19 protein-coding genes are annotated in these 23,866 nt (G+C 69.6%); 16 read left to right on the plus strand and 3 right to left on the minus strand.

What is annotated here, in order from left to right; genetic code table 11:
• Positions 1 to 33 precede the first annotated feature (33 nt).
• From EV378_RS21225 to rplL, 4 genes are all read left to right on the plus strand, one after another.
• A complete protein-coding gene (locus EV378_RS21225) occupies positions 34 to 600 on the plus strand; it encodes a hypothetical protein (RefSeq protein ID WP_132428975.1) in 567 nt (188 codons plus the stop codon).
• 81 nt (positions 601 to 681) lie between these two features.
• A complete protein-coding gene (locus tag EV378_RS21230; RefSeq protein WP_132428977.1) occupies positions 682 to 1,626 on the plus strand; it encodes a prolipoprotein diacylglyceryl transferase in 945 nt (314 codons plus the stop codon).
• A 285-nt stretch (positions 1,627 to 1,911) separates the two neighbouring features.
• The gene (rplJ, locus tag EV378_RS21235) at positions 1,912 to 2,541 is read left to right on the plus strand and encodes a 50S ribosomal protein L10 (protein ID WP_132428979.1); all 630 of its coding nucleotides are present in this window, start codon (positions 1,912 to 1,914) and stop codon (positions 2,539 to 2,541) included.
• 62 nt (positions 2,542 to 2,603) lie between these two features.
• Complete coding sequence (gene rplL / locus EV378_RS21240) at positions 2,604 to 2,999, plus strand: 50S ribosomal protein L7/L12 (protein ID WP_132428981.1); 396 nt, start codon at positions 2,604 to 2,606, stop codon at positions 2,997 to 2,999.
• Between the two features lie 104 nt (positions 3,000 to 3,103).
• Here the strand turns inward: rplL and EV378_RS21245 are convergent, their stop codons facing one another.
• Positions 3,104 to 4,756 carry a class I adenylate-forming enzyme family protein gene (locus EV378_RS21245; protein ID WP_132428983.1) on the minus strand — a complete coding sequence of 551 codons (1,653 nt, stop codon included), beginning with the start codon at positions 4,754 to 4,756 and terminating at the stop codon, positions 3,104 to 3,106.
• A gap of 628 nt (positions 4,757 to 5,384) precedes the next feature.
• Here EV378_RS21245 and rpoB point away from each other — a divergent pair.
• The gene (gene rpoB, locus EV378_RS21250) at positions 5,385 to 8,885 is read left to right on the plus strand and encodes a DNA-directed RNA polymerase subunit beta (RefSeq protein WP_132428985.1); all 3,501 of its coding nucleotides are present in this window, start codon (positions 5,385 to 5,387) and stop codon (positions 8,883 to 8,885) included.
• A gap of 52 nt (positions 8,886 to 8,937) precedes the next feature.
• Positions 8,938 to 12,840: a DNA-directed RNA polymerase subunit beta' gene (locus EV378_RS21255; protein ID WP_132428987.1), complete on the plus strand. Its 3,903-nt coding sequence runs from the start codon at positions 8,938 to 8,940 to the stop codon at positions 12,838 to 12,840.
• Between the two features lie 131 nt (positions 12,841 to 12,971).
• Here EV378_RS21255 and EV378_RS21260 read toward each other — a convergent pair whose 3' ends face one another.
• Both EV378_RS21260 and EV378_RS21265 read right to left on the minus strand, forming a co-directional pair.
• Entirely contained in the window at positions 12,972 to 13,892 is a 921-nt protein-coding gene (locus tag EV378_RS21260) for a DUF559 domain-containing protein (RefSeq protein ID WP_132428989.1), read from the minus strand.
• Positions 13,893 to 14,535: 643 nt separating this feature from the next.
• Positions 14,536 to 15,435 carry an alpha/beta hydrolase gene (locus EV378_RS21265; RefSeq protein ID WP_165922410.1) on the minus strand — a complete coding sequence of 300 codons (900 nt, stop codon included), beginning with the start codon at positions 15,433 to 15,435 and terminating at the stop codon, positions 14,536 to 14,538.
• A 463-nt stretch (positions 15,436 to 15,898) separates the two neighbouring features.
• On the opposite strand from EV378_RS21265, the gene rpsL reads away from it, so the two are divergent.
• The 10 genes from rpsL to rpsS all read left to right on the plus strand — a co-directional run bounded on the left by rpsL (position 15,899) and on the right by rpsS (position 23,835).
• Positions 15,899 to 16,273 carry a 30S ribosomal protein S12 gene (rpsL, locus tag EV378_RS21270; protein ID WP_037046087.1) on the plus strand — a complete coding sequence of 125 codons (375 nt, stop codon included), beginning with the start codon at positions 15,899 to 15,901 and terminating at the stop codon, positions 16,271 to 16,273.
• A 76-nt stretch (positions 16,274 to 16,349) separates the two neighbouring features.
• A complete protein-coding gene (gene rpsG, locus EV378_RS21275; RefSeq protein WP_132428993.1) occupies positions 16,350 to 16,820 on the plus strand; it encodes a 30S ribosomal protein S7 in 471 nt (156 codons plus the stop codon).
• Positions 16,821 to 16,864: 44 nt separating this feature from the next.
• Positions 16,865 to 18,967: an elongation factor G gene (gene fusA / locus EV378_RS21280; RefSeq protein ID WP_132428995.1), complete on the plus strand. Its 2,103-nt coding sequence runs from the start codon at positions 16,865 to 16,867 to the stop codon at positions 18,965 to 18,967.
• Positions 18,968 to 19,087: 120 nt separating this feature from the next.
• Complete coding sequence (gene tuf, locus EV378_RS21285; protein ID WP_132428997.1) at positions 19,088 to 20,281, plus strand: elongation factor Tu; 1,194 nt, start codon at positions 19,088 to 19,090, stop codon at positions 20,279 to 20,281.
• Between the two features lie 427 nt (positions 20,282 to 20,708).
• On the plus strand, positions 20,709 to 21,014 hold the full coding sequence (rpsJ, locus tag EV378_RS21290; RefSeq protein WP_003938093.1) for a 30S ribosomal protein S10: 306 nt from the start codon (positions 20,709 to 20,711) through the stop codon (positions 21,012 to 21,014).
• 15 nt (positions 21,015 to 21,029) lie between these two features.
• On the plus strand, positions 21,030 to 21,701 hold the full coding sequence (gene rplC, locus EV378_RS21295; RefSeq protein ID WP_132428999.1) for a 50S ribosomal protein L3: 672 nt from the start codon (positions 21,030 to 21,032) through the stop codon (positions 21,699 to 21,701).
• A complete protein-coding gene (rplD, locus tag EV378_RS21300; RefSeq protein ID WP_132429001.1) occupies positions 21,698 to 22,381 on the plus strand; it encodes a 50S ribosomal protein L4 in 684 nt (227 codons plus the stop codon). Before rplC ends, rplD begins: the two co-directional genes overlap by 4 nt.
• Positions 22,378 to 22,689, plus strand: a complete 312-nt coding sequence (gene rplW, locus EV378_RS21305; RefSeq protein WP_132429003.1) for a 50S ribosomal protein L23 — start codon at positions 22,378 to 22,380, stop codon at positions 22,687 to 22,689. Before rplD ends, rplW begins: the two co-directional genes overlap by 4 nt.
• A gap of 15 nt (positions 22,690 to 22,704) precedes the next feature.
• Positions 22,705 to 23,538 carry a 50S ribosomal protein L2 gene (gene rplB, locus EV378_RS21310; protein WP_132429005.1) on the plus strand — a complete coding sequence of 278 codons (834 nt, stop codon included), beginning with the start codon at positions 22,705 to 22,707 and terminating at the stop codon, positions 23,536 to 23,538.
• Between the two features lie 15 nt (positions 23,539 to 23,553).
• Positions 23,554 to 23,835, plus strand: a complete 282-nt coding sequence (gene rpsS, locus EV378_RS21315) for a 30S ribosomal protein S19 (RefSeq protein WP_020622935.1) — start codon at positions 23,554 to 23,556, stop codon at positions 23,833 to 23,835.
• The last annotated feature ends 31 nt before the right edge of the window (positions 23,836 to 23,866 follow it).

Here is a 23,866-nt window from a genome sequence, read left to right on the forward strand (position 1 = left end):
TGTCCCCCGCAGCCGGCTAGGAGGAAGCTCCCCATGACCCTCACCGACGAACGACCCGGTTCCGACGAGGCCCCGTCCCCGCGGACGCCGTCGCGTCTCGGCCGCCTGCTGCCCGTCGCGTCCGTCGTGGCCGCCGTGCTCGCGCTCGTGTTCGGCGCGCTCTGGCTGATCGCGCTGAACAGCGAGTCGGTCACCGTCGCGTCCGACCGGGACGCGGTCCTGCGTGACGCGCGCCAGGCCGTGCTCAACCTCAACACGCTCGACTACCACAACGCGCCGGCCGGGCTGGACCTCTGGATCCAGTCCTCGACGGGATCGGTGCGCGACGAGTTCCAGAAGAACCGCGACGCGTACGCGCAGCTGGTCACCCAGCAGAAGCGCACCACCACCGCGACGATCGCGGACGCCGCCGTCGGCGAACTGGACGACCGCACCGGCGTCGCGCGCGTGCTGATCGGCGTCGACGTCACGGTGACCCCGGAGGGTCAGCAGCCCACCGTCACCCGCCAGCGGATCGAGGCGGAGATGACCCGCACCGACGACGGTTGGAAGGTGAGCGCCCTGGACCCGTTGCTGACGCCCGGCAACGGACAAGGCTGATCCGCTCCCTGTTCTCGGCCTCGGGCCGACCGACACAGCGCTGACATTCGCTCCGCAAGCTCCGCTCAGGAGGTCACCGCAATGTCCACCTCTCGCCGACGCCCCACCGGCTCACCCCGCCGACCCCAGGTCGCGGGCCGTCCGCGCACCGCGTCCGCAGGCACGACCGACGCCGAGCAGACCGCGGAGGGCGGCCTCGCCGTCGACGAGCGGACGGACGAGCGGACGACCGCCCGCACGGCCCCGTCGCCGTCGGAGACCGTCGAGGCGCCGACCGACTCCCCGCGCTCGCGCACCGTGACCCGCCCGGCCACGCGCCCGTCGGACGACGAGGCCGTCGCGGGCACCGAGGCTCCGGAGTCCTCCGAGACGCGCGAGATCTCCGCGGACACGCAGGACGGCGGACTCCCCGCCGCCCCGGCCGTGCGGAGCGGGGAGGCCGACGAGAAGCCGGAGTCCCGGAGCTCCGCGGTCCTCGCCCGCGTGCGCCGGATCCCGCTGCCGCAGGCCCCGGCCACCCGTCGCGGGACAGCCGCGCTGCTCGCGGTGACGATCCTGCTCGTCGCGGCGGCCGCGTTCTTCGCCGTGTCCTGGGGACGCCTGGCGTTCTCCGGCGCCACGTCGAACACGGCGCTGACCGACGTCGGTGCCACCGCCACGGTCAGCGAGCAGGTCAACGACGCCGTGACGAAGGTGTACTCGTTCGACTTCGCCCGGCTCGACCAGGCCGAGTCGGACGCGCGCGGCGTGATCACAGGTCCGTTCACCGGGCAGTTCGACCAGATCTTCGGCAACGTCCGGCAGCTGGCGCCGAAGCAGCAGGCCGTGGTCACCGCGACCATCCCGAAGTCCGCGGTCTCCAGCATCGACGGCGACCACGCGACGATGTACGTGTTCGTGAACCAGGTCATCCGGCGCGTCGACGACGCGGGCAAGCCCCAGGAGGGCACGGCCGCCGCCCGGCTGCGGGTGGACGCGGACCACGTGGACGGCCGTTGGAAGATCTCCGGCATGACACCGGCCTGAGTGTGCACGTCACGGCGCCGACCCCGCTCACGGCGAGGTCGGCGCCGTCGCGTATCGTGGTCCGCGTTCCACCGAAGACCGCAGGTCTGTGCCCGGTTCCGGCCGGTCACACGAAGGTCCCGTTCCGACGGGCGACCCGCGCAGGAGGACGAGGCCAACCCCCGGGTGCTTCTCTGCACCCGCACCCGTGACGCCCCGTGCCGACTGCGCACGGGGCGTTCGTCGTCTCCGGGGTCCCGAGAGCGGTGGACCGCACCGCACCACACCACCCGAGAGGAGGCAGGGATGGCCCCACCCGACAAGGTCGCGGCGGTCGACGAGATCGCCAACCGGTTCCGGGATGCGTCCGCATCGGTGGTCACCGAGTACCGCGGTCTCTCCGTCGCGAAGCTGACTCAGCTGCGCCGGGACCTGGGCGAGGACGCGAGCTTCCGCGTCGCGAAGAACACCCTGGTCAAGCGCGCCGCCGAGGACGCAGGAGTGCAGGGTCTCGACGACCTGCTCGCCGGCCCGACGGCCATCGCGTTCATCAAGGGCGAGCCCGTCGACGCGGCCAAGGCGATCAAGAAGTTCGCCAAGGACAACCCGGGTCTGTCGATCAAGGGCGGATACATGGACGGGCGCGCCCTGTCCTCCGCCGAGGTCGAGCAGCTCGCCGAGCTGGAGTCGCGCGAGGTCCTGCTGGCCAAGCTCGCCGGCGCCATGAAGGCGAACCTCTCCAAGGCGGCCGGTCTGTTCGCCGCGCCCGCCTCGCAGGTCGCGCGTCTGGCCCAGGCACTGGCCGACAAGAAGGCCGAGGCCGGCGAAGCCCCGGCGGCCGAGGCCGCCCCGGCCGAGGAGTCGTCCGACGCCGCTGAGGCCCCCGCCGCCGACGCGGAGGCCGATGCCCCCGCCGAGGCCGCGACCGAGGCCTGACCACCGGTACACCGGCTGACCACCAGCCACACCCCGTCTTTGTGAGAGAAAGGACCGCCACGATGGCGAAGCTGTCCACCGACGAGCTGCTCGACGCGTTCAAGGAGCTCACGCTCATCGAGCTGTCGGAGTTCGTGAAGAAGTTCGAGGAGACGTTCGACGTCACCGCCGCCGCCCCGGTCGCCGTCGCGGCCGCGGGTGCCCCCGCCGCCGGTGGCGAGGCCCCGGCCGCCGAGGAGGAGAAGGACGAGTTCGACGTCATCCTCGAGGGCGCCGGCGACAAGAAGATCCAGGTCATCAAGGTCGTCCGCGAGGTCGTCTCGGGCCTGGGCCTGAAGGAGGCGAAGGACCTCGTCGAGGCCGCGCCGAAGCCGCTGCTCGAGGGTGTCGCCAAGGACGCCGCCGAGGCCGCCAAGGCCAAGCTCGAGGAGGCCGGCGCGAAGGTCTCCGTCAAGTGACCTGAGCTCCACCCGCAACGAGGGGCACCTTCGAGCAATGACATTGCTCGAAGGTGCCCCTCGTTCGCGTCTCGGGGAGCCGCGCCGGGCCGGGTGGCGACGGGCTACCGGTCGCGGAGCTCCCTGCGCAGCACCTTGCCCGTCACCGTCTTCGGCACCTCGTCCAGGATCTCCACCTGGCGCGGGTACTTGTAGGCGGCCATCCGCTCCTTCGTGAACGCGATCAGCTCGTCCGGGTCCACCGTCGTGCCGGACTTCAGCGAGACGAACGCCTTCACCGTCTCTCCCCGGTACTCGTCGGGGACGCCGACGACGGCGGCCTCCCGCACCGCCTCGTGCTCGTAGAGGATGTCCTCCACCTCGCGCGGCCAGACCTTGTACCCGCCCGCGTTGATCTGGTCCTTCTTGCGGTCGACGATGTAGAACCAGCCGCGGTCGTCCATGTAGCCGACGTCGCCGGTGTGCAGCGACCCGCCCGGCAGCGCGTTCGCCGTCTCCTCGGCCTTGTTCCAGTAGCCCTTCACGACCTGCGGCCCGGTCGTCACGATCTCGCCGACCTCGCCCGCCGGGAGCTCCTTGCCGTCGTCGTCGAGTATCTGGACGACCGTGTTGAAGATCGGGACGCCGACCGAGAGCGCACCGGACGCCTCGTCGACGGGCGCGTCGCCGCCCGGTGGCACGCCGTGGCTCGGCGAGGTGGTCTCGGTCAGCCCGTAGATGTTGTGGATGTAGCGGCCGAACGTGGACTGGAACGCCTTCACCGTCGACGGCGGGATGGGCGCGCCACCCGACCAGATCTTGGTCAGCGACTCGCACGAGCCCTCGGAGGCGTTCGGCGCGTTCATCAGCGCGATGAACACGGTGATCGCGCCGACGGTGAACGTCGGGCGGTGCCGCTCGATGATCTCGATCGCCGCCGACGGCTCGAACCGGTGGAACAGCACCAGCGGGGCGCCGGTGCACAGCGACAGCGTGATGTGCGCGATCAGCCCGGTGATGTGGAACAGCGGTGCGACGCCGAGGACCACGTCGTCGGAGGAGACGTGACACCACTCGCGGTAGGCGAACGAGTTGAAGGTGACGTTCCCGTGCGTGTTCATCGCGCCCTTGGGCGGCCCGGTGGTGCCCGAGGTGTAGGTCAGGAACGCGATGTCGTCGCGGGTGTAGGACACGGCAGGCGGCTTCTGCCCGCGGTGCTCCTCGCAGAACGCGGCCAGGTCGGTCGTGCCCTCGCCCCTGATCCGCTCCTGGTTCGGGAACAGGCGCGGGTCGTTGCCGGTCTGGAACTCCAGCTCCGAGCAGGTGAACACGCGCGTCACGGCGGTGCCGCCGACCACGGACGCGGCCACGTCACGGTAGAGCGTCTCCAGGCAGACCAGCACCGACGCGCCGGAGTCGGTGAGCAGCTCGTTCAGCTCCCGCTCGCGGTTCATCGGGTTGATCGAGACGGCGATCCCGCCAGCCTTCCAGATGCCGACCATGCCGATCACGAACCACGGCACGTTCTGCAGGTACATCGCGACCCGGTCACCGGACGACAGCCCGTCCGCCAACAGTCCGGACGCGAACGCGTCGGACAGCTCGTCGAGCTCCCGCCAGGTGATCGCGGAGTCCACGTAGCGGATCGCGTCGCCGTCCGGGTTCGCGGCGATCGTGGCCGCGACCATGGCGAGCGCGTCGTCGGTGTCCGGGGTGATGTCGTGCGGCAGGTCGTCGTCGTAGCGAGGCAGCCACGGACGGTCCGCGTAGCCGGCCATCAGCGGATCACGATCGGGTTCACGGGGCCACCCTTGGTGGCACCTGCTGCGTCGGACATGTACGACTCCTTGATCCGCGACGGTGTGGATCGGCGACCCGATCGTTGTTGCGGCCGTCACGGGGTGTCAAGGACGGGCGTGGGGTCCGTACGCGGGTAGGCTCGGTGCTCGTCGACGGGCGGGCGCACGGTCGGTGAGGGACGCCACGCCCGGAGCGCGAGCGAAATTTCCGCCGGTCGTCCCGCTGGGATAACCACTTATCGACGCGTAGAGGCTTGACTCGGTGCGTCAGGCAGGTCACTCTTAGGTCTCGATGGTTGCCTTGATGGTGGAATCGGCGACCTGTCTCGACAGCTGCGTTCTGAGCAGCTAGACTTCTTCTTTGCGCTGCCTGCGTCCAGGTCGCGCGTGCACACCACGAATCCCGCCGGCTGATCCGGCCGCCTGAGCGTCGTCGTGGGTGGTGCACGCGGGATCTCGTCGTGGGCCGCGCACGACAACAGACGGCGTGCTCGTGGCCCGGCGTTGCCGTCCGATCCGGGGTGCCAGGACCTCGTGATCGGGGAGACGGTAGCGCTCGGTCCAGGCGTACGCCAGACGAGAAGCGCAGTTCTCGGAAGGACGCATCTTGGCTGTCTCCCGCGCCGCCGCGACCACCTCGACCGTTCCCGCTTCGGCGAACCCGAACTACCCCGGTGCACCGACCCGCGTCAGCTTCGCGAAGATCGCGGAGCCGCTGGAGGTCCCGGATCTCCTGGACCTGCAGATCCAGTCCTACGAGTGGCTCGTCGGCAGCGAGGCCTGGTTCCAGCGCCGCATCGACGCCGGCGACGAGCTCCCGGTCAGCGGTCTCGAGGAGATCCTCACCGAGATCTCGCCGATCGAGGACTTCTCCGGCTCCATGTCGCTGTCGTTCTCCGACCCGCGCTTCGACGAGGTCAAGGCCTCCGTCGAGGAGTGCCGGGACAAGGACATGACGTACGGCGCCCCGCTGTTCGTCACGGCGGAGTTCACGAACAACACCACCGGCGAGATCAAGTCCCAGACGGTCTTCATGGGCGAGTTCCCGGTGATGACCGACAAGGGCACGTTCATCATCAACGGCACCGAGCGCGTCGTCGTGTCGCAGCTCGTGCGCTCGCCCGGTGTCTACTTCGACCACGCGATCGACAAGACGACCGAGAAGGACGTCTACTCGGTCAAGATCATCCCGAGCCGCGGCGCGTGGCTCGAGTTCGACGTGGACAAGCGCGACACCGTCGGCGTCCGGATCGACCGCAAGCGCCGCCAGCCGGTCACCGTGCTGCTGAAGGCGCTCGGCTGGACGAACGAGCAGATCGCGGAGCGGTTCGGTTTCTCCGAGACGGTCATGACGACCCTCGAGAAGGACCACACCGCAGGCCAGGACGAGGCGCTGCTCGACATCTACCGCAAGCTCCGCCCCGGCGAGCCGCCGACCCGCGAGAGCGCGCAGGCCCTCCTGGAGAACCTGTTCTTCAAGGACAAGCGCTACGACATGGCGAAGGTCGGGCGCTACAAGGCCAACAAGAAGCTCGGCCTCGGCGTGGACAACTCGGTCGGCACGCTGACCGAGGAGGACATCGCCACCACCATCGAGTACCTGGTCCGCCTGCACGCCGGCGAGACCGAGATGACCTCGACGGACGGTTCCGAGATCCCGGTCGAGACCGACGACATCGACCACTTCGGCAACCGGCGCCTGCGCACCGTCGGCGAGCTGATCCAGAACCAGGTCCGGGTCGGTCTGTCCCGCACCGAGCGGGTCGTCCGCGAGCGGATGACCACGCAGGACGTCGAGGCGATCACCCCGCAGACCCTGATCAACACCCGGCCGATCACGGCCGCGATCCGGGAGTTCTTCGGCACCTCGCAGCTGTCCCAGTTCATGGACCAGCACAACCCGCTGGCCGGGCTGACGCACAAGCGCCGCCTGTCCGCGCTCGGCCCGGGCGGTCTGTCCCGGGAGCGCGCGGGCATGGAGGTCCGCGACGTGCACCCGTCGCACTACGGTCGGATGTGCCCGATCGAGACGCCGGAGGGCCCGAACATCGGCCTGATCGGCTCGCTCTCGAGCTTCGCGCGGGTGAACCCGTTCGGCTTCATCGAGACGCCGTACCGCAAGGTCACCGACGGTGTGGTCACCGAGCAGATCGACTACCTGACCGCCGACGAGGAGGACCGGTACGTCGTCGCGCAGGCGAACGCGCCGCTGAACGCCGACGGCTCCTTCCAGGAGGACCGCGTCCTGGTCCGCCGGAAGGGCGGCGAGGTCGACCTGATCACGCCGCAGGGCGTCGAGTACATCGACGTCTCGCCGCGCCAGATGGTGTCGGTCGCGACGGCGCTGATCCCGTTCCTCGAGCACGACGACGCGAACCGCGCGCTGATGGGCGCGAACATGCAGCGCCAGTCGGTGCCGCTGCTGCGCAGCGAGTCGCCGCTGGTCGGCACGGGCATGGAGCTGCGCGCCGCCGTCGACGCCGGTGACGTCGTGGTGGCCGAGCAGGCTGGTGTGGTCGAGGAGCTGTGCGCCGACTACATCACGGTGATGGACGACGAGGGGCAGCGTCAGACCTACCGTCTGAACAAGTTCCGCCGGTCCAACCAGGGCACCTGCAACAACCAGAAGCCGATCGTCGACGAGGGCGACCGGGTCGAGGTGGGCCAGGTGCTCGCCGACGGGCCGTGCACCGAGGACGGCGAGATGGCCCTCGGCAAGAACCTGCTCGTGGCGATCATGCCGTGGGAGGGCCACAACTACGAGGACGCGATCATCCTCTCGCAGCGCCTGGTGCAGGACGACGTGCTGACGTCGATCCACATCGAGGAGCACGAGATCGACGCCCGGGACACCAAGCTGGGCGCCGAGGAGATCACCCGGGACATCCCGAACGTCTCCGAGGACGTGCTGGCCGACCTGGACGAGCGCGGCATCATCCGGATCGGCGCCGAGGTCCAGCCCGGCGACATCCTGGTCGGCAAGGTGACGCCGAAGGGCGAGACCGAGCTGACGCCGGAGGAGCGGCTGCTGCGCGCGATCTTCGGTGAGAAGGCGCGCGAGGTCCGCGACACGTCGCTCAAGGTCCCGCACGGCGAGAACGGCAAGGTCATCGGCATCCGGGTCTTCTCCCGGGACGACGAGGACGAGCTGGCTCCCGGCGTGAACGAGCTGGTCCGGGTGTACGTGGCGCAGAAGCGCAAGATCTCCGACGGTGACAAGCTCGCCGGCCGGCACGGCAACAAGGGCGTCATCGGCAAGATCCTCCCCGCGGAGGACATGCCGTTCCTCGAGGACGGCACGCCGATCGACATCATCCTGAACACGCACGGTGTGCCGCGACGGATGAACATCGGCCAGATCCTGGAGACCCACCTCGGGTGGATCGCCAAGTCCGGCTGGGAGATCGAGGGCGAGCCCGAGTGGGCGGCCAAGATGCCGGAGGAGCTCTACTCGGTGCCGTCGGACACGAAGACGGCCACGCCGGTCTTCGACGGTGCCCGGCAGAACGAGATCACCGGGCTGCTGGCGTCGACCCGCCCGAACCGCGACGGCGACCGGATGGTCGGCCCGGACGGCAAGGCGAACCTGTTGGACGGCCGCTCCGGCGAGCCGTACCCGTTCCCGGTCGCGGTCGGCTACATGTACATCCTGAAGCTGGCCCACCTGGTCGACGACAAGATCCACGCCCGGTCCACCGGCCCGTACTCGATGATCACCCAGCAGCCGCTGGGCGGTAAGGCGCAGTTCGGTGGCCAGCGCTTCGGTGAGATGGAGTGCTGGGCGATGCAGGCCTACGGCGCGGCGTACACGCTGCAGGAGCTGCTGACGATCAAGTCCGACGACGTCGTGGGCCGCGTGAAGGTCTACGAGGCGATCGTCAAGGGCGAGAACATCCCGGAGCCGGGGATCCCCGAGTCGTTCAAGGTGCTGCTGAAGGAGCTTCAGTCGCTCTGCCTGAACGTCGAGGTGCTCTCCAGCGACGGTGCGGCGATCGAGATGCGCGACTCCGACGACGAGGACCTCGAGCGGGCCGCGGCGAACCTGGGCATCAACCTGTCCAGCCGCCCCGGCGCCGAGTCGATGACCGTCGACGACGTCGTCAACTGATACGAGTCCGCCTCCTTCCGCCTTCTAGCTAACGAAGAAACAGAGGACATACGTGCTCGACGTCAACTTCTTCGACGAACTGCGAATCGGCCTGGCCACCGCCGAGGGCATCCGCCAGTGGTCGCACGGCGAGGTCAAGAAGCCCGAGACGATCAACTACCGCACCCTCAAGCCCGAGAAGGACGGACTCTTCTGCGAGAAGATCTTCGGTCCGACCCGGGACTGGGAGTGCTACTGCGGCAAGTACAAGCGCGTCCGGTTCAAGGGCATCATCTGCGAGCGCTGCGGCGTGGAGGTCACGCGCGCCAAGGTGCGTCGTGAGCGGATGGGCCACATCGAGCTGGCCGCGCCGGTCACGCACATCTGGTACTTCAAGGGTGTGCCGAGCCGGCTCGGCTACCTGCTCGACCTGGCGCCGAAGGATCTCGAGAAGATCATCTACTTCGCCGCGTACGTCATCACCTCGGTGAACACCGAGCTGCGCCACAACGACATGTCCACGCTCGAGAACGAGATGGCCATGGAGCGCAAGCGGGTCGAGCAGACCCGCGACTCCGACCTGGAGGCCCGCGCCCAGAAGCTCGAGGCCGACCTGGCCGAGCTCGAGGCCGAGGGCGCCAAGGGCGACGTGCGGCGCAAGGTCAAGGACGGCGGCGAGCGCGAGATGCGCCAGCTCCGCGACCGTGCCCAGCGCGAGCTGGACCGGCTCGACGAGATCTGGTCGACGTTCACCAAGCTGGACGTCCAGCAGCTGATCGCCGACGAGTCGATCTACCGCGAGCTGTACGACCGCTACGGCGACTACTTCACCGGCGCCATGGGTGCCGAGGCGATCCAGAAGCTGCTGGAGAACTTCGACATCGAGGCCGAGGCCGAGAAGCTGCGCGAGGTCATCCGCAGCGGCAAGGGCCAGAAGAAGCTGCGCGCGCTCAAGCGGCTCAAGGTCGTCGCGGCGTTCCAGTCCACCGGCAACTCGCCGATGGGCATGGTGCTCGACTGCGTGCCGGTCATCCCGCCGGACCTGCGCCCGATGGTGCAGCTCGACGGCGGCCGGTTCGCCACGAGCGACCTGAACGACCTGTACCGCCGCGTGATCAACCGGAACAACCGGCTCAAGCGGCTGATCGACCTCGGCGCGCCCGAGATCATCGTCAACAACGAGAAGCGGATGCTGCAGGAGGCCGTCGACGCGCTGTTCGACAACGGCCGCCGCGGACGTCCGGTCACCGGGCCGGGCAACCGTCCGCTGAAGTCGCTGTCCGACCTGCTCAAGGGCAAGCAGGGCCGGTTCCGCCAGAACCTGCTCGGCAAGCGCGTCGACTACTCGGGTCGTTCGGTCATCGTCGTCGGCCCGCAGCTGAAGCTGCACCAGTGCGGTCTGCCGAAGCAGATGGCGCTGGAGCTGTTCAAGCCGTTCGTGATGAAGCGCCTGGTGGACCTCAACCACGCGCAGAACATCAAGTCGGCCAAGCGGATGGTCGAGCGCGGCCGCTCGCAGGTGTGGGACGTGCTCGAGGAGGTCATCTCCGAGCACCCCGTCCTGCTGAACCGCGCGCCGACGCTGCACCGACTCGGCATCCAGGCCTTCGAGCCGCAGCTGGTGGAGGGCAAGGCGATCCAGCTGCACCCGCTGGTCTGCGAGGCGTTCAACGCGGACTTCGACGGTGACCAGATGGCGGTCCACCTGCCGCTGTCCGCCGAGGCGCAGTCCGAGGCCCGGGTCCTGATGCTGTCGTCGAACAACATCCTGTCCCCGGCGTCCGGCCGGCCGCTGGCCATGCCCCGCCTGGACATGGTGACGGGTCTGTTCCACCTGACCCGGCAGCGCGACGAGGCCTTCGGCGCGGGCAAGTACTACGGCTCGTCCGCCGAGGCGATCATGGCGTACGACCGGAAGGTGCTGCACCTGCAGGCGCCGATCAAGATCCGGCTGACGGGGGTCGCCCCGACGGCGGGTTCCGAGGTCGGCGAGGACGGCGTCTGGAAGGCCGACACGACGCTCGGCCGGGTGCTGTTCAACGAGCTCCTGCCCGCGGACTACCCGTTCGTCAACGAGCCGCTGCCGAAGAAGCGCCAGGCCGCGATCATCAACGACCTGGCCGAGCGGTACTCGATGACCGAGGTCGCGCAGGTGCTGGACCGGCTCAAGGACGCCGGGTTCTTCTGGGCGACGCGCTCCGGCGTGACGCTGGCGATCGACGACGTCGTGGTTCCCCCGAACAAGCAGGAGATCCTCGACTCGTACGAGCAGAAGGCCGACCAGATCAACAAGCGCTACCAGCGTGGTGCCCTGTCGCACCAGGAGCGCAACGACGAGATGGTCAAGATCTGGACGCAGGCCTCGGAAGAGGTCGCGCGGTCCATGGAGGAGAACTTCCCCCAGGACAACCCGATCCCGACGATCGTCCAGTCCGGTGCCGCCGGCAACATGGCCCAGGTCCGCCAGCTGGCGGGCATGAAGGGCCTGGTGGCGAACCCCAAGGGCGAGTACATCCCGCGGCCGATCAAGTCGAACTTCCGCGAGGGCCTGTCCGTGCTGGAGTACTTCATCTCCACGCACGGCACCCGGAAGGGCCTGGCGGACACCGCGCTGCGGACCGCCGACTCGGGGTACCTGACCCGTCGTCTGGTCGACGTGTCGCAGGACGTCATCGTCCGCGAGGTGGACTGCGGCACCGAGCGCGCCGTGACCATGCCGGTCACCGAGGAGACCAGCGACGGCCGGCTCATCCCGCACCGCTACCTGCGCACCTCGGTGTACGCACGGTCCTCGGCCGAGGAGGTCACCGCGCCCGACGGCACGGTGATCGTCGGCAAGGGCGACGACCTGGGCGACCCCGCCCTGGACGCGCTGGTCGAGGCCGGCGTCCGGCAGATCCGCGTGCGCAGCGCGCTGACCTGCGCGTCGGCGACCGGGATCTGCGGGTTCTGCTACGGCCGCTCGATGGCCACCGGCAAGCTGGTGGACGTCGGCGAGGCCGTCGGCATCGTGGCCGCGCAGTCCATCGGTGAGCCGGGCACGCAGCTGACGATGCGTACGTTCCACGTCGGTGGTGTGGCCGGGGACGACATCACGACCGGTCTGCCGCGTGTCACGGAGCTGTTCGAGGCCCGTGTCCCGCGCGGCAAGGCGCCGATCGCCGACGTCGACGGCCGGATCCGCATCGAGGACGGCGACCGCTTCTGGAAGATCACGCTGATCCCGGACGACGGCGCCGAGGAGATCGTCTACGACAAGCTGTCCAAGCGGCAGTGGCTCGGGATGACCCAGGCCGACGGCGTCGAGCGCCCGCTGGCGGACGGCGACCACGTGCACGTCGGGCAGCTGCTGCTCGAGGGCACGGCCGACCCGCACGAGGTGCTGCGTGTCATGGGCCCGCGTGAGGTGCAGCTGCACCTCGTGCGTGAGGTGCAGAAGGTGTACCGCACGCAGAGCGTGGACATCCACGACAAGCACATCGAGGTGATCGTCCGGCAGATGCTGCGCCGGGTCACGATCATCGACTCGGGTGCCACCGAGTTCCTGCCCGGCGCACTGGCCGAGCGGGGCGAGTTCGAGTCGGAGAACCGCCGGGTCGTCTCCGAGGGCAACGAGCCGGCCTCCGGCCGTCCGGTGCTCATGGGGATCACGAAGGCCTCGCTGGCGACGGAGTCGTGGCTGTCCGCGGCGTCGTTCCAGGAGACCACCCGGATCCTCACCGATGCCGCGATCAACGGAAAGCGCGACAAGCTCGTCGGGCTCAAGGAGAACGTGATCATCGGCAAGCTGATCCCGGCGGGTACCGGCATCAACCGGTACCGCAACATCACGGTCCAGCCGACCGAGGAGGCCCGTGCGGCCGCCTACGCGCTGCCGAGCTACGACGACGGCTATTACAGCCCCGACGTGTTCGGCACGGGCACCGGTGCCGCGGTGCCGCTGGACGACTACGATTTCGGGCGCGACTACCGCTGAGGTAGGCGCACCGGCCCGCCCCTGCGACGGCAGGGGCCGGGCCGACCGAAGGGTCCCGAACGGGGCCGGACACCTCTCTCCCGTGGAGGTGCCCGGCCCCGTTCGCGTTTCGAATCCCGCCGAGATGCGGTTCAGCGGGCTTCGATGATCGTCGCGGCCCGCTCAGCCGCATCTCGGCGCGGATGTGATCGCTCGAGCGCGCCGCGGACCTCGGCGACGATCCGGCCCGGCGCATTCCGCATGTCGTCGGACGTGTAGCGCAGCACCCGCCAGCCCGCAGCGACGAGCCGTGTGTGGCGCCGTGCGTCCGCCCGGGCCGCCTCGGGTGTGGCGAAGTGGTCGCCGCCGTCGTACTCGACGCCGAGCCGTTGCTCGGGATAGGCGAGGTCGAGCCAGAGGATGCGCCTGCGGTCGTCGACGACGGGGTGCTGGGCCACCGGCCGCGGGAGCCCACCCCGGACGAGGATCAGGCGGAGCCGGGTCTCCGTCGGTGATCCAGACCGGGCATCGACCCAGGGCAGGGTGTCGATCACCCGGCGGACGCCGCGCAGCCCCGGGCGGCGGACGGCGAAGTCGAGCAGCAGCGCAGGGTCGAACTGGCCGCGGGCCAGGGCGTCGACGGCGACGATCGCCTCGGTCGGCGGGAGCAGCCGGGCGAGGTCGAACGCGGTGCGCAGGCGGCCGGTGATGCGCACGCCGTCGAGCTCGACGATCTCGTCGGGACGGAGGGTGTCCCGCCGCACGATCACCCCGGCCCGGGACCGGGCTCCCGACCGCAGGCCCGCCCCGACCACCTCGGCCGGGGCGTGCCACGGCGCGCACGACCGGCCCAGGAGCTCGGCGGACGAGTAGCCGCCGAGCACGGCACCGGGGCCGGCCCAGTGGTACGCGGCGAGCGATCGCAGCCGGAGGTCCGGTGGTTCACCGGCCGGGGCGTACGTATCGGGTAGCAGCCGGTAGAACCCGGGGCCTCGCAACCGGTCCGCGGTGACCAGGCCGGCGGCCACCGCGGCCGTCCCGCGGAACACCTCGGGCCACCCGGGAACCGTCATGACCGGGATGGTGCGGCTCGGCCGCCCGCACCGGACCCGTTCGCCCGCAACCGGTCCCGATCGCGAACCGGCCCGCCGCTCACCCGCCGAGATGCGGCTGGGCGGGGTTTGACGATCTCCGCGGCCCGCTGGACCGCATCTCGGCGCGGGGCGGGCGCGGGACGGCCCCGGCGCAGACCGCTGGCGGACGTTGGGGCCAACTACCCATCGAGATGCGGCTGGGCGGGCCGTGACGATCATCGAGCCCCGCTGGACCGCATTTCGGCGTCGCTCGGGCGCGGGTGGGTCCGGCGCGTGACCGCTGGCGGACCAGGGCGGCTTAGGCCCACCCGCCGAGATGCGGCTGGGCGGGGTTTGACGATCTCCGCGGCCCGCTGGACCGCATCTCGGTGCGGATTGTGCGCGGACGTGCGGCGCACGACCGACGATGGCCACCGGCCGGCTCGGGCCACTACCGAGATGCAGCTGAGCGGGCCCTACCGATCTTTACGGCCCCGTGGACTGCATCTCAGCGAGGATCGGGACGCGGGACGTCCGGCGGGCGACCGACGACGGCCACCGGCCGGCTCAGCCACTACCCGTCGAGATGCGGCTGAGAAGGGCCTGTCGATCTCCATGGGCCGGTGGACCGCATCTCGGCGGGTCAGGCGGAGCAGTCGGCGCGGAGGTGGGCGCCGAGCTCATCGAGGGCGCGGTCGGCCTCGCGCAGGGTGCCCGCCAGGACCGGGAAGGCGTGCCACATGCCGTCGGCACGGTGGTAGGTGACCGTCGTCCCGGCGGTTCCGGCGCGCTCGACGAGACGGTCGGCGTCGTCGACGAGGACCTCGTCCGACCCGGCCACGACGTGCAGGGGCGGGAGGCCGGTCAGGTCCGCGTCCAGGGGGCACAGTTCGGGGGCCGTCGCACCGGTGGCGCCGCGGTAGTCGCGGGCCGCCTGCGGGAGCCACGACGGGTCGAGCATCGCGTCGGTGGCGGCGTTGCGGGTGAGCACCGGCGAGACGCAGTCCAGATCCAGCCACGGGGAGATCAGCCCGACCGAGCCGGGGAGTTCCTCGCCCGCGGCGCGCAGACGCAGGACGAGCGCCATCGCCAGCCCACCGCCGGCGGAATCGCCCGCCACCGCGATCGAGCGCGCCGGGTGCCCGGCCGCCCGGAGCGCGCGGAACGCCGCCAGCGCGTCGTCGACGGCCGCGGGGTACGGGTGCTCCGGCGCGAGCCGGTAGTCCAGGGCGTGCACCGGAGTTCCGGTGGCGCGGCTCAGGCCGGCGAGCAGCGCGCGATGTGACGCCGGCGATCCGACGAGGTAGCCGCCGCCGTGCAGGTACAGCACCCGGTGCGGACCGGGCGCGCCGACGCCGGACACGACCTCGGCCGGGACACCGCCCAGCGAGCCCGAGGCCCTGCGGACGCCGCGGGGGAGCGGGAGCACGGCACCGGTCACGTCGAGCAGCCGACGCCGCACCGTCACCGGCAGCGTGGGCGACAGCAAGGGCGCGACGACGGCCGAGGTCAGGAAGCGGTTGGCCGCGAGGGGAAGATGCACACCGGACCGTATCCGGACCCGCCCCGGAGGTCCCCGCTGACCTGCGGGGAATGCACGACGAGCGGACGGCGTTGTGCGACGAGCGGGTGAGTCGCCTTGCCTGCAGCGCACTCCTCGGGCAGGCTCGCGCGGACAGCGTCAGCCGATGCCGGACCCGTTTTGACCCTCGTCGAGCGGGCCGAGTACGCTGTTGTCTTGCGCTCGACCTCGGTCGGGCCGCTCCGTGTGCCCGTGGCGCCCGGCTCTGTCCGGTGTCGACGACGACGCCGGTCCCGGGTGGGCCGCAGCGGGTACCGGGGAGACGTCCCGTCAGTCCCCGCCGGCCTCGGCCCGGGTGCGCGACGGAGGCGACACGCCCGACCTCGGGTCTCGGTGCGACGGTCCACGGACCGGCGCCCGGAGCCCACACGAACCACGACAGCGAGACAGTCGAGCCACGTCGACGGGAAGAAGTAGACGGTTCATGCCCACGATCCAGCAGCTGGTCCGCAAGGGCCGCGAGGACAAGGTCGCCAAGACCAAGACCGCCGCACTGAAGGGCAGCCCCCAGCGCCGCGGGGTCTGCACACGCGTCTACACGACCACGCCGAAGAAGCCGAACTCGGCACTGCGGAAGGTCGCCCGCGTCAAGCTGTCGAGCGGCATCGAGGTCACGGCCTACATCCCCGGTGAGGGCCACAACCTGCAGGAGCACTCGATCGTGCTCGTGCGCGGTGGCCGAGTGAAGGACCTGCCGGGCGTCCGCTACAAGGTCATCCGGGGCTCGCTGGACACGCAGGGCGTGAAGAACCGCAAGCAGTCCCGCAGCCGCTACGGCGCGAAGAAGGAGAAGAGCTGATGCCGCGCCCAAACGCTGCCCCGGCGCCGGCGAGCGCCAGCGAGCCCGCCAAGGCGACGAACGAGGAGAGTGTCTGATGCCGCGCAAGGGCCCGGCGCCGAAGCGTCCGCTGGTGAACGACCCGGTCTTCGGGTCGCCGCTGGTCACCCAGCTGGTCAACAAGGTGCTCAAGGACGGCAAGCGTTCGCTCGCCGAGCGCATCGTCTACGCCGCCCTGGAGGGCACGCGGGACAAGACCGGAACCGACCCGGTCGTCACGCTCAAGCGCGCGCTGGACAACGTGAAGCCGGCCCTCGAGGTCCGCAGCCGCCGTGTCGGTGGCGCGACCTACCAGGTCCCGGTCGAGGTCCGCGCCGTGCGGCAGACCACCCTTGGCCTGCGCTGGCTGGTCACCTACTCCGGCCAGCGCCGCGAGAAGACCATGGTCGAGCGGCTGATGAACGAGCTGCTCGACGCGAGCAACGGCCTCGGCGCCAGCGTCAAGCGGCGCGAGGACATGCACAAGATGGCGGAGTCGAACCGCGCCTTCGCCCACTACCGCTGGTGACCGGCCGACCGTCGGGCGCCAAACCCTCGAGGGAGAGCTGAGCAGTGGCAGCACAGGAAGTGCTGACGGACCTCACCAAGGTCCGCAACATCGGCATCATGGCCCACATCGACGCCGGTAAGACCACCACCACCGAGCGGATCCTGTACTACACCGGGATCAACTACAAGATCGGTGAGGTCCACGACGGCGCGGCCACGATGGACTGGATGGAGGAGGAGCAGAAGCGCGGCATCACGATCACGTCCGCCGCGACGACCTGCTTCTGGAAAGACCACCAGATCAACATCATCGACACGCCCGGTCACGTCGACTTCACGGTCGAGGTGGAGCGCAACCTGCGTGTGCTCGACGGCGCGGTCGCGGTCTTCGACGGCAAGGAGGGGGTCGAGCCGCAGTCCGAGCAGGTCTGGCGGCAGGCCACCAAGTACGACGTCCCGCGGATCTGCTTCGTCAACAAGATGGACAAGCTCGGTGCGGACTTCTACTTCACCGTGCGCACCATCCAGGACCGGCTGAACGCCCGTCCGCTCCCGATCCAGCTGCCGATCGGGTCGGAGAGCGACTTCATCGGCGTCGTCGACCTGGTCGGCATGCGCGCGCTCACGTGGCGCGGCGAGGTGGCCAAGGGCGAGGACTACGCCGTCGAGGAGATCCCGGCCGACATGGCCGACGTGGTCGCCGAGTGGCGGGAGAAGCTCGTCGAGGCCGTCGCCGAGACCGACGACGACATCATGGAGCGGTACCTGGGCGGCGAGGAGCCGACCGTCGAGGAGATCAAGCTCGGCATCCGCAAGATCGTCACCGACCGGATCGCCTACCCGGTGCTCTGCGGCTCGGCGTTCAAGAACAAGGGTGTCCAGCCGATGCTGGACGCGGTGATCGACTACCTGCCGTCGCCGTACGACCTCCCGCCGGTCGAGGGCTTCCTCACCGACGGCGAGACCCCGGCGAGCCGGAAGCCCGCGAAGGACGAGCCGTTCTCCGCACTGGCGTTCAAGATCGCCGCGCACCCGTTCTACGGCAAGCTGACCTACATCCGGGTCTACTCCGGACGCGTCGCGTCGGGCTCCCAGGTCCTGAACTCCACGAAGGACCGCAAGGAGCGCATCGGGAAGATCTTCCAGATGCACTCCAACAAGGAGAACCCGGTCGACGAGGCCATGGCCGGGCACATCTACGCCATCGTCGGCATGAAGGACACCACGACGGGCGAGACGCTCTGCGACCCGCAGTCGCCGATCGTGCTCGAGTCGATGACGTTCCCGGAGCCGGTGATCCAGGTCGCCGTCGAGCCGAAGACGAAGGCGGACCAGGAGAAGCTCTCCACGGCGATCCAGCGGCTCGCCGAGGAGGACCCCACGTTCCAGGTGTCCCTGGACGAGGAGACCGGGCAGACCATCCTCGCCGGCATGGGCGAGCTGCACCTCGAGGTGCTGGTCAACCGGATGAAGAGCGACTTCAAGGTCGAGGCCAACATCGGCAAGCCGCAGGTCGCCTACCGGGAGACCATCCGCAGGCCGGTGGAGAAGTACGAGTACACGCACAAGAAGCAGACCGGTGGTTCGGGGCAGTTCGCCCGGGTCATCATCAACCTCGAGCCGCTCACCACCGGCGACGGTGCGCTGTACGAGTTCGAGAACAAGGTCACCGGTGGCCGCATCCCGCGGGAGTACATCCCGTCGGTGGACGCCGGTGTCCAGGACGCCATGCAGTACGGCATCCTCGCCGGCTACCCGGTGGTGGGTGTCAAGTGCACCCTTCTGGACGGCCAGTACCACGAGGTCGACTCGTCCGAGATGGCGTTCAAGGTCGCCGGTTCGATGGTGTTCAAGGAGGCGGCCCGCAAGGCGGACCCGGCCATCCTCGAGCCCATGATGGCCGTCGAGGTCATGACGCCCGAGGACTACATGGGCGACGTGATCGGTGACCTGAACTCCCGCCGCGGCCAGGTCCAGGCCATGGAGGAGCGGGCGGGCGCCCGCGTCGTGAAGGCGCAGGTCCCGCTCTCGGAGATGTTCGGCTACGTCGGCGACCTCCGGTCGCGGACCCAGGGCCGGGCCAACTACACGATGGTCTTCGACTCCTACGCCGAGGTTCCGGCCTCGGTGGCGAAGGAGATCATCGCGAAGGCGACGGGCGAGTAGTACCGACTGCTCGCAGGGTGCGAGCCGCGGCCCGGTAGGGTCCGCGGCCCGCACCACCCCCCACAGACCTGCCGTCAGCACGGCGGACAAGATCAGAACTCAGTCCAGGAGGACCCTGCAGTGGCGAAGGCGAAGTTCGAGCGGACCAAGCCGCACGTCAACATCGGCACCATCGGTCACATCGACCACGGCAAGACCACGCTGACGGCGGCCATCACGAAGGTTCTGCACGACAAGTTCCCGACCCTCAACGAGGCGTCGGCGTTCGACATGATCGACAAGGCGCCGGAAGAGCGCCAGCGCGGTATCACGATCTCCATCGCGCACGTCGAGTACCAGACCGAGAAGCGGCACTACGCCCACGTGGACTGCCCCGGTCACGCCGACTACATCAAGAACATGATCACCGGTGCGGCGCAGATGGACGGCGCCATCCTGGTGGTCGCGGCGACCGACGGCCCGATGCCCCAGACGCGTGAGCACGTGCTGCTCGCCCGTCAGGTCGGCGTGCCCTACATCGTCGTCGCGCTGAACAAGGCCGACATGGTCGACGACGAGGAGATCATGGAGCTCGTCGAGATGGAGGTCCGCGAGCTGCTGAGCTCGCAGGACTACCCGGGCGACGACCTCCCGATCGTGCGCGTCTCGGCGCTCAAGGCGCTCGAGGGCGACGAGAAGTGGGCGGAGAACATCCTCCAGCTCATGGACGCCGTCGACGAGGCGATCCCGGAGCCGGAGCGCGACATCGAGAAGCCGTTCCTGATGCCCGTCGAGGATGTCTTCACGATCACCGGTCGCGGGACGGTCGTCACCGGCCGCGTCGAGCGCGGTGTCGTGAAGGTCAACGAGACGGTCGACATCGTCGGCATCCGTCCGAAGGGCACCCAGACCACGGTCACCGGTGTCGAGATGTTCCGCAAGATCCTCGACGAGGGTCGTGCCGGTGAGAACGTCGGCCTCCTGCTCCGCGGCATCAAGCGCGACGACGTCGAGCGCGGCCAGGTCGTGGTCAAGCCCGGCTCGATCACGCCGCACACGGAGTTCGAGGGCCAGGTCTACATCCTGGGCAAGGACGAGGGCGGCCGGCACACGCCGTTCTTCAACAACTACCGTCCGCAGTTCTACTTCCGCACGACGGACGTGACGGGCGTGGTGACCCTGCCCAGCGGCACCGAGATGGTCATGCCCGGCGACAACACCGCCATGAGCGTTCAGCTGATCCAGCCGATCGCCATGGAGGAGGGTCTGCAGTTCGCCATCCGCGAGGGTGGCCGGACCGTCGGCGCCGGACAGGTCACGAAGATCAACAAGTGATCCGGTGGGCGGGCGCGAGAGCGTCCGCCCACAGGTCACCCCCCGGTCGAGGTGGCCACACACGGGTGTGGCATCCTTGACGGGTTGCACGATGGGTGTGGCGCGTGGATGCGTCTCCCCGCGAGAAGGCGGGGACAGGGCTCCACGCGCCGCGTCCGTCGTCAGCCAGTGATCGGACAGCCCACCCCGGGTGGGCAGCGGTGACCCGGGCACACATGTGAGGTCAAGGCGCGACACGCCCGACCTCGTGGACCGGAGAGCCTCGGCGGGTTCCCTGCTCGAAGCGGGGTCCGCGCCGGCGAACTTGTGAACAGAGCGCGTGGGCCGCAGCCGCCCGACGGTCCCCCGAGGGCCGGGGCCGGCGCGGGACGCCGCGAGGCGAACACCGCGAACGTGAGCGGCAGGAAGAAGAGGACGACCGACGACCATGGCGGGACAGAAGATCCGCATCAGGCTCAAGGCCTATGACCACGAGGCAATCGACGCGTCTGCTCGCAAGATCGTGGAGACCGTGACGCGTACCGGTGCCAGGGTCGTCGGGCCGGTGCCGCTGCCGACCGAGAAGAACGTGTACTGCGTCATCCGCTCGCCGCACAAGTACAAGGACTCGCGCGAGCACTTCGAGATGCGCACGCACAAGCGGCTGATCGACATCCTCGACCCGACGCCGAAGACGGTGGACGCGCTCATGCGCATCGACCTCCCGGCCAGCGTCGACGTGAACATCCAGTAGGCGGTGGGTGACACGATGACTACGCAGAAGACCTACCAGGTCAAGAACATCCACGGTCTGCTCGGCACGAAGCTCGGCATGACCCAGTTGTTCGACGAGAACAACCGGATCGTCCCGGTGACCGTGATCCAGGTGACGCCGAACGTGGTGACGCAGGTCCGGTCCGAGGACAAGGACGGCTACTCCGCGATCCAGCTGGCCCACGGCGCGATCGACCCCCGCAAGGTGAACAAGCCGGAGACCGGCCACTTCGCCAAGGCGGGCGTCACGCCGCGCCGGCACCTGCTGGAGTTCCGCACCGGGGACGCCGCCGAGTACGAGCTGGGCCAGGAGGTCACCGTCGAGGTGTTCTCCGAGGGCGCAGAGGTCGACGTCGTCGGTACGACCAAGGGCAAGGGCACCGCCGGTGTCATGAAGCGCCACGGGTTCCACGGTCTGGGTGCCGGGCACGGTGTCCAGCGCAAGCACCGCTCGCCGGGCTCGATCGGCGGCTGCGCCACCCCGGGTCGCGTGTTCCGCGGCCAGAAGATGGCAGGCCGGATGGGTCAGAACCGCCAGACCACGCAGAACCTGAAGGTCGTCCGCGTGGACGCGGAGCGCGGGCTGCTGCTGGTCCGGGGCGCCGTCCCGGGACCGCGCAACGGGGTCGTCGTCGTGAAGACCCCCGCGAAGGGTGATGGCAAGTGACCAACGTGGACGTCCAGACGCCGGACGGGAAGACGAACGGCAGCGTCGAGCTGCCGGAGCACGTCTTCGACACGACGGCGAACATCGCGCTGATGCACCAGGTCGTGACGGCGCAGTTGAACGCCGCCCGCCAGGGCACGCACGACACCAAGGGCCGCGGCGAGACCCGGGGCGGCGGCAAGAAGCCGTACCGCCAGAAGGGCACCGGCCGCGCCCGCCAGGGCTCGGTGCGTGCGCCGCAGTTCACCGGCGGTGGCACCGTGCACGGCCCGACGCCGCGGGACTACTCGCAGAAGACGCCGAAGAAGATGAAGGCCGCCGCGCTGCGCGGTGCGCTGTCCGACCGGGCCCGCGCGGGCCGGGTGCGGGTCGTCTCCGAGCTCGTCTCCGGCGAGACCCCGTCGACGAAGGCCGCGCGCCAGGCCGTCGAGGCGGTCACCGAGGGCACGGGCACCCGCGTGCTGGCCGTCGTCGAGCGCGACGCCACGACGTCGCTGCTGTCGCTGCGGAACCTGCCCGAGGTCCACCTCATCGCGCCGGACCAGCTCAACACGCACGACGTGCTGATCAACGACGTCGTCGTGTTCACGCAGACGGCGCTCGAGGAGTTCCTGGCCGGCCCGATCGCCAACCCGAAGGACGGCCGGCGGCCGCGTCGTGAGAAGGAGGCCGGACAGTGAGTGCGACTGACCTCACGGACCCGCGGGACATCCTGCTCGCGCCGGTGGTGTCGGAGAAGAGCTACGGCCTGCTCGACGAGCGGCAGTACACGTTCCTCGTCCGTCCGGACGCGAACAAGACCCAGATCAAGATCGCCGTGGAGAAGGTGTTCGGGGTCAAGGTGACCAGCGTCAACACGCTGAACCGCCCCGGCAAGCGCAAGCGCTCCCGCACCGGCTACGGCAAGCGCAAGGACACCAAGCGCGCGGTCGTCACGCTCTCCGAGGAGAGCAAGGCGATCGACGTCTTCGGTGGCCCGGCGAGCTGAGGAGCGAGCTGACCCATGGCCATTCGTAAGTACAAGCCGACGACGTCGGGCCGGCGCGGCTCGAGCGTCGCGGACTTCGCCGAGATCACCCGGGACCACCCGGAGAAGTCGCTGCTGCGTCCGCTGCACAACAAGGGCGGTCGCAACGCGCACGGTCGGATCACCACCCGGCACCAGGGCGGCGGCCACAAGCGGGCCTACCGGCTGATCGACTTCAAGCGGTACGACAAGGACGGTGTGCCGGCCAAGGTCGCGCACATCGAGTACGACCCGAACCGCACCTCGCGGATCGCGCTGCTGCACTACGTGGACGGCGAGAAGCGCTACATCGTGGCGCCGGCCCGTCTGAAGCAGGGCGACCGGGTGGAGAACGGCGCGCGGGCCGACATCAAAGTCGGGAACAACCTGCCGCTGCGCAACATCCCGACGGGCACCGTGGTGCACGCGATCGAGCTCCGCCCCGGTGGCGGCGCGAAGATCGCCCGCTCGGCGGGTGCCGGAGTCCAGCTGGTGGCGAAGGACGGGCCGTACGCCCAGCTCCGGATGCCGTCCGGCGAGATCCGCAACGTCGACGTCCGCTGCCGCGCGACGATCGGCGAGGTCGGCAACTCCGAGCACTCGAACATCAACTGGGGCAAGGCCGGCCGCATGCGGTGGAAGGGCAAGCGCCCGACCGTCCGCGGTGTCGTCATGAACCCGGTGGACCACCCGCACGGTGGTGGTGAGGGCAAGACCTCGGGTGGACGCCACCCGGTCAACCCCGCGGGCAAGCCGGAGGGCCGGACCCGTCGCACCAAGCCGTCCGACAAGTTGATCGTCCGCCGGCGTCGCACCGGCAAGAAGCGCTAGAGCAGGAGGTAAGACATGCCGCGCAGCCTGAAGAAGGGCCCGTTCGTCGACGACCACCTGCTCAAGAAGGTGGACGCCCTCAACGAGTCGGGCAAGAAGACCGTGATCCGCACGTGGTCGCGCCGGAGCACGATCATCCCGGACATGATCGGCCACACGATCGCGGTGCACGACGGCCGCAAGCACGTGCCGGTGTTCGTCTCGGACTCGATGGTCGGGCACAAGCTGGGCGAGTTCGCCCCGACCCGCACGTTCCGTGGCCACATCAAGGACGACCGCAAGGCGCGCAGGCGCTAGAGCGGACCGAGTAGCGACTAGGAGAGGTGGA

This window comes from Pseudonocardia endophytica (assembly GCF_004339565.1).
GTDB classification, from domain to species: domain Bacteria; phylum Actinomycetota; class Actinomycetes; order Mycobacteriales; family Pseudonocardiaceae; genus Pseudonocardia; species Pseudonocardia endophytica.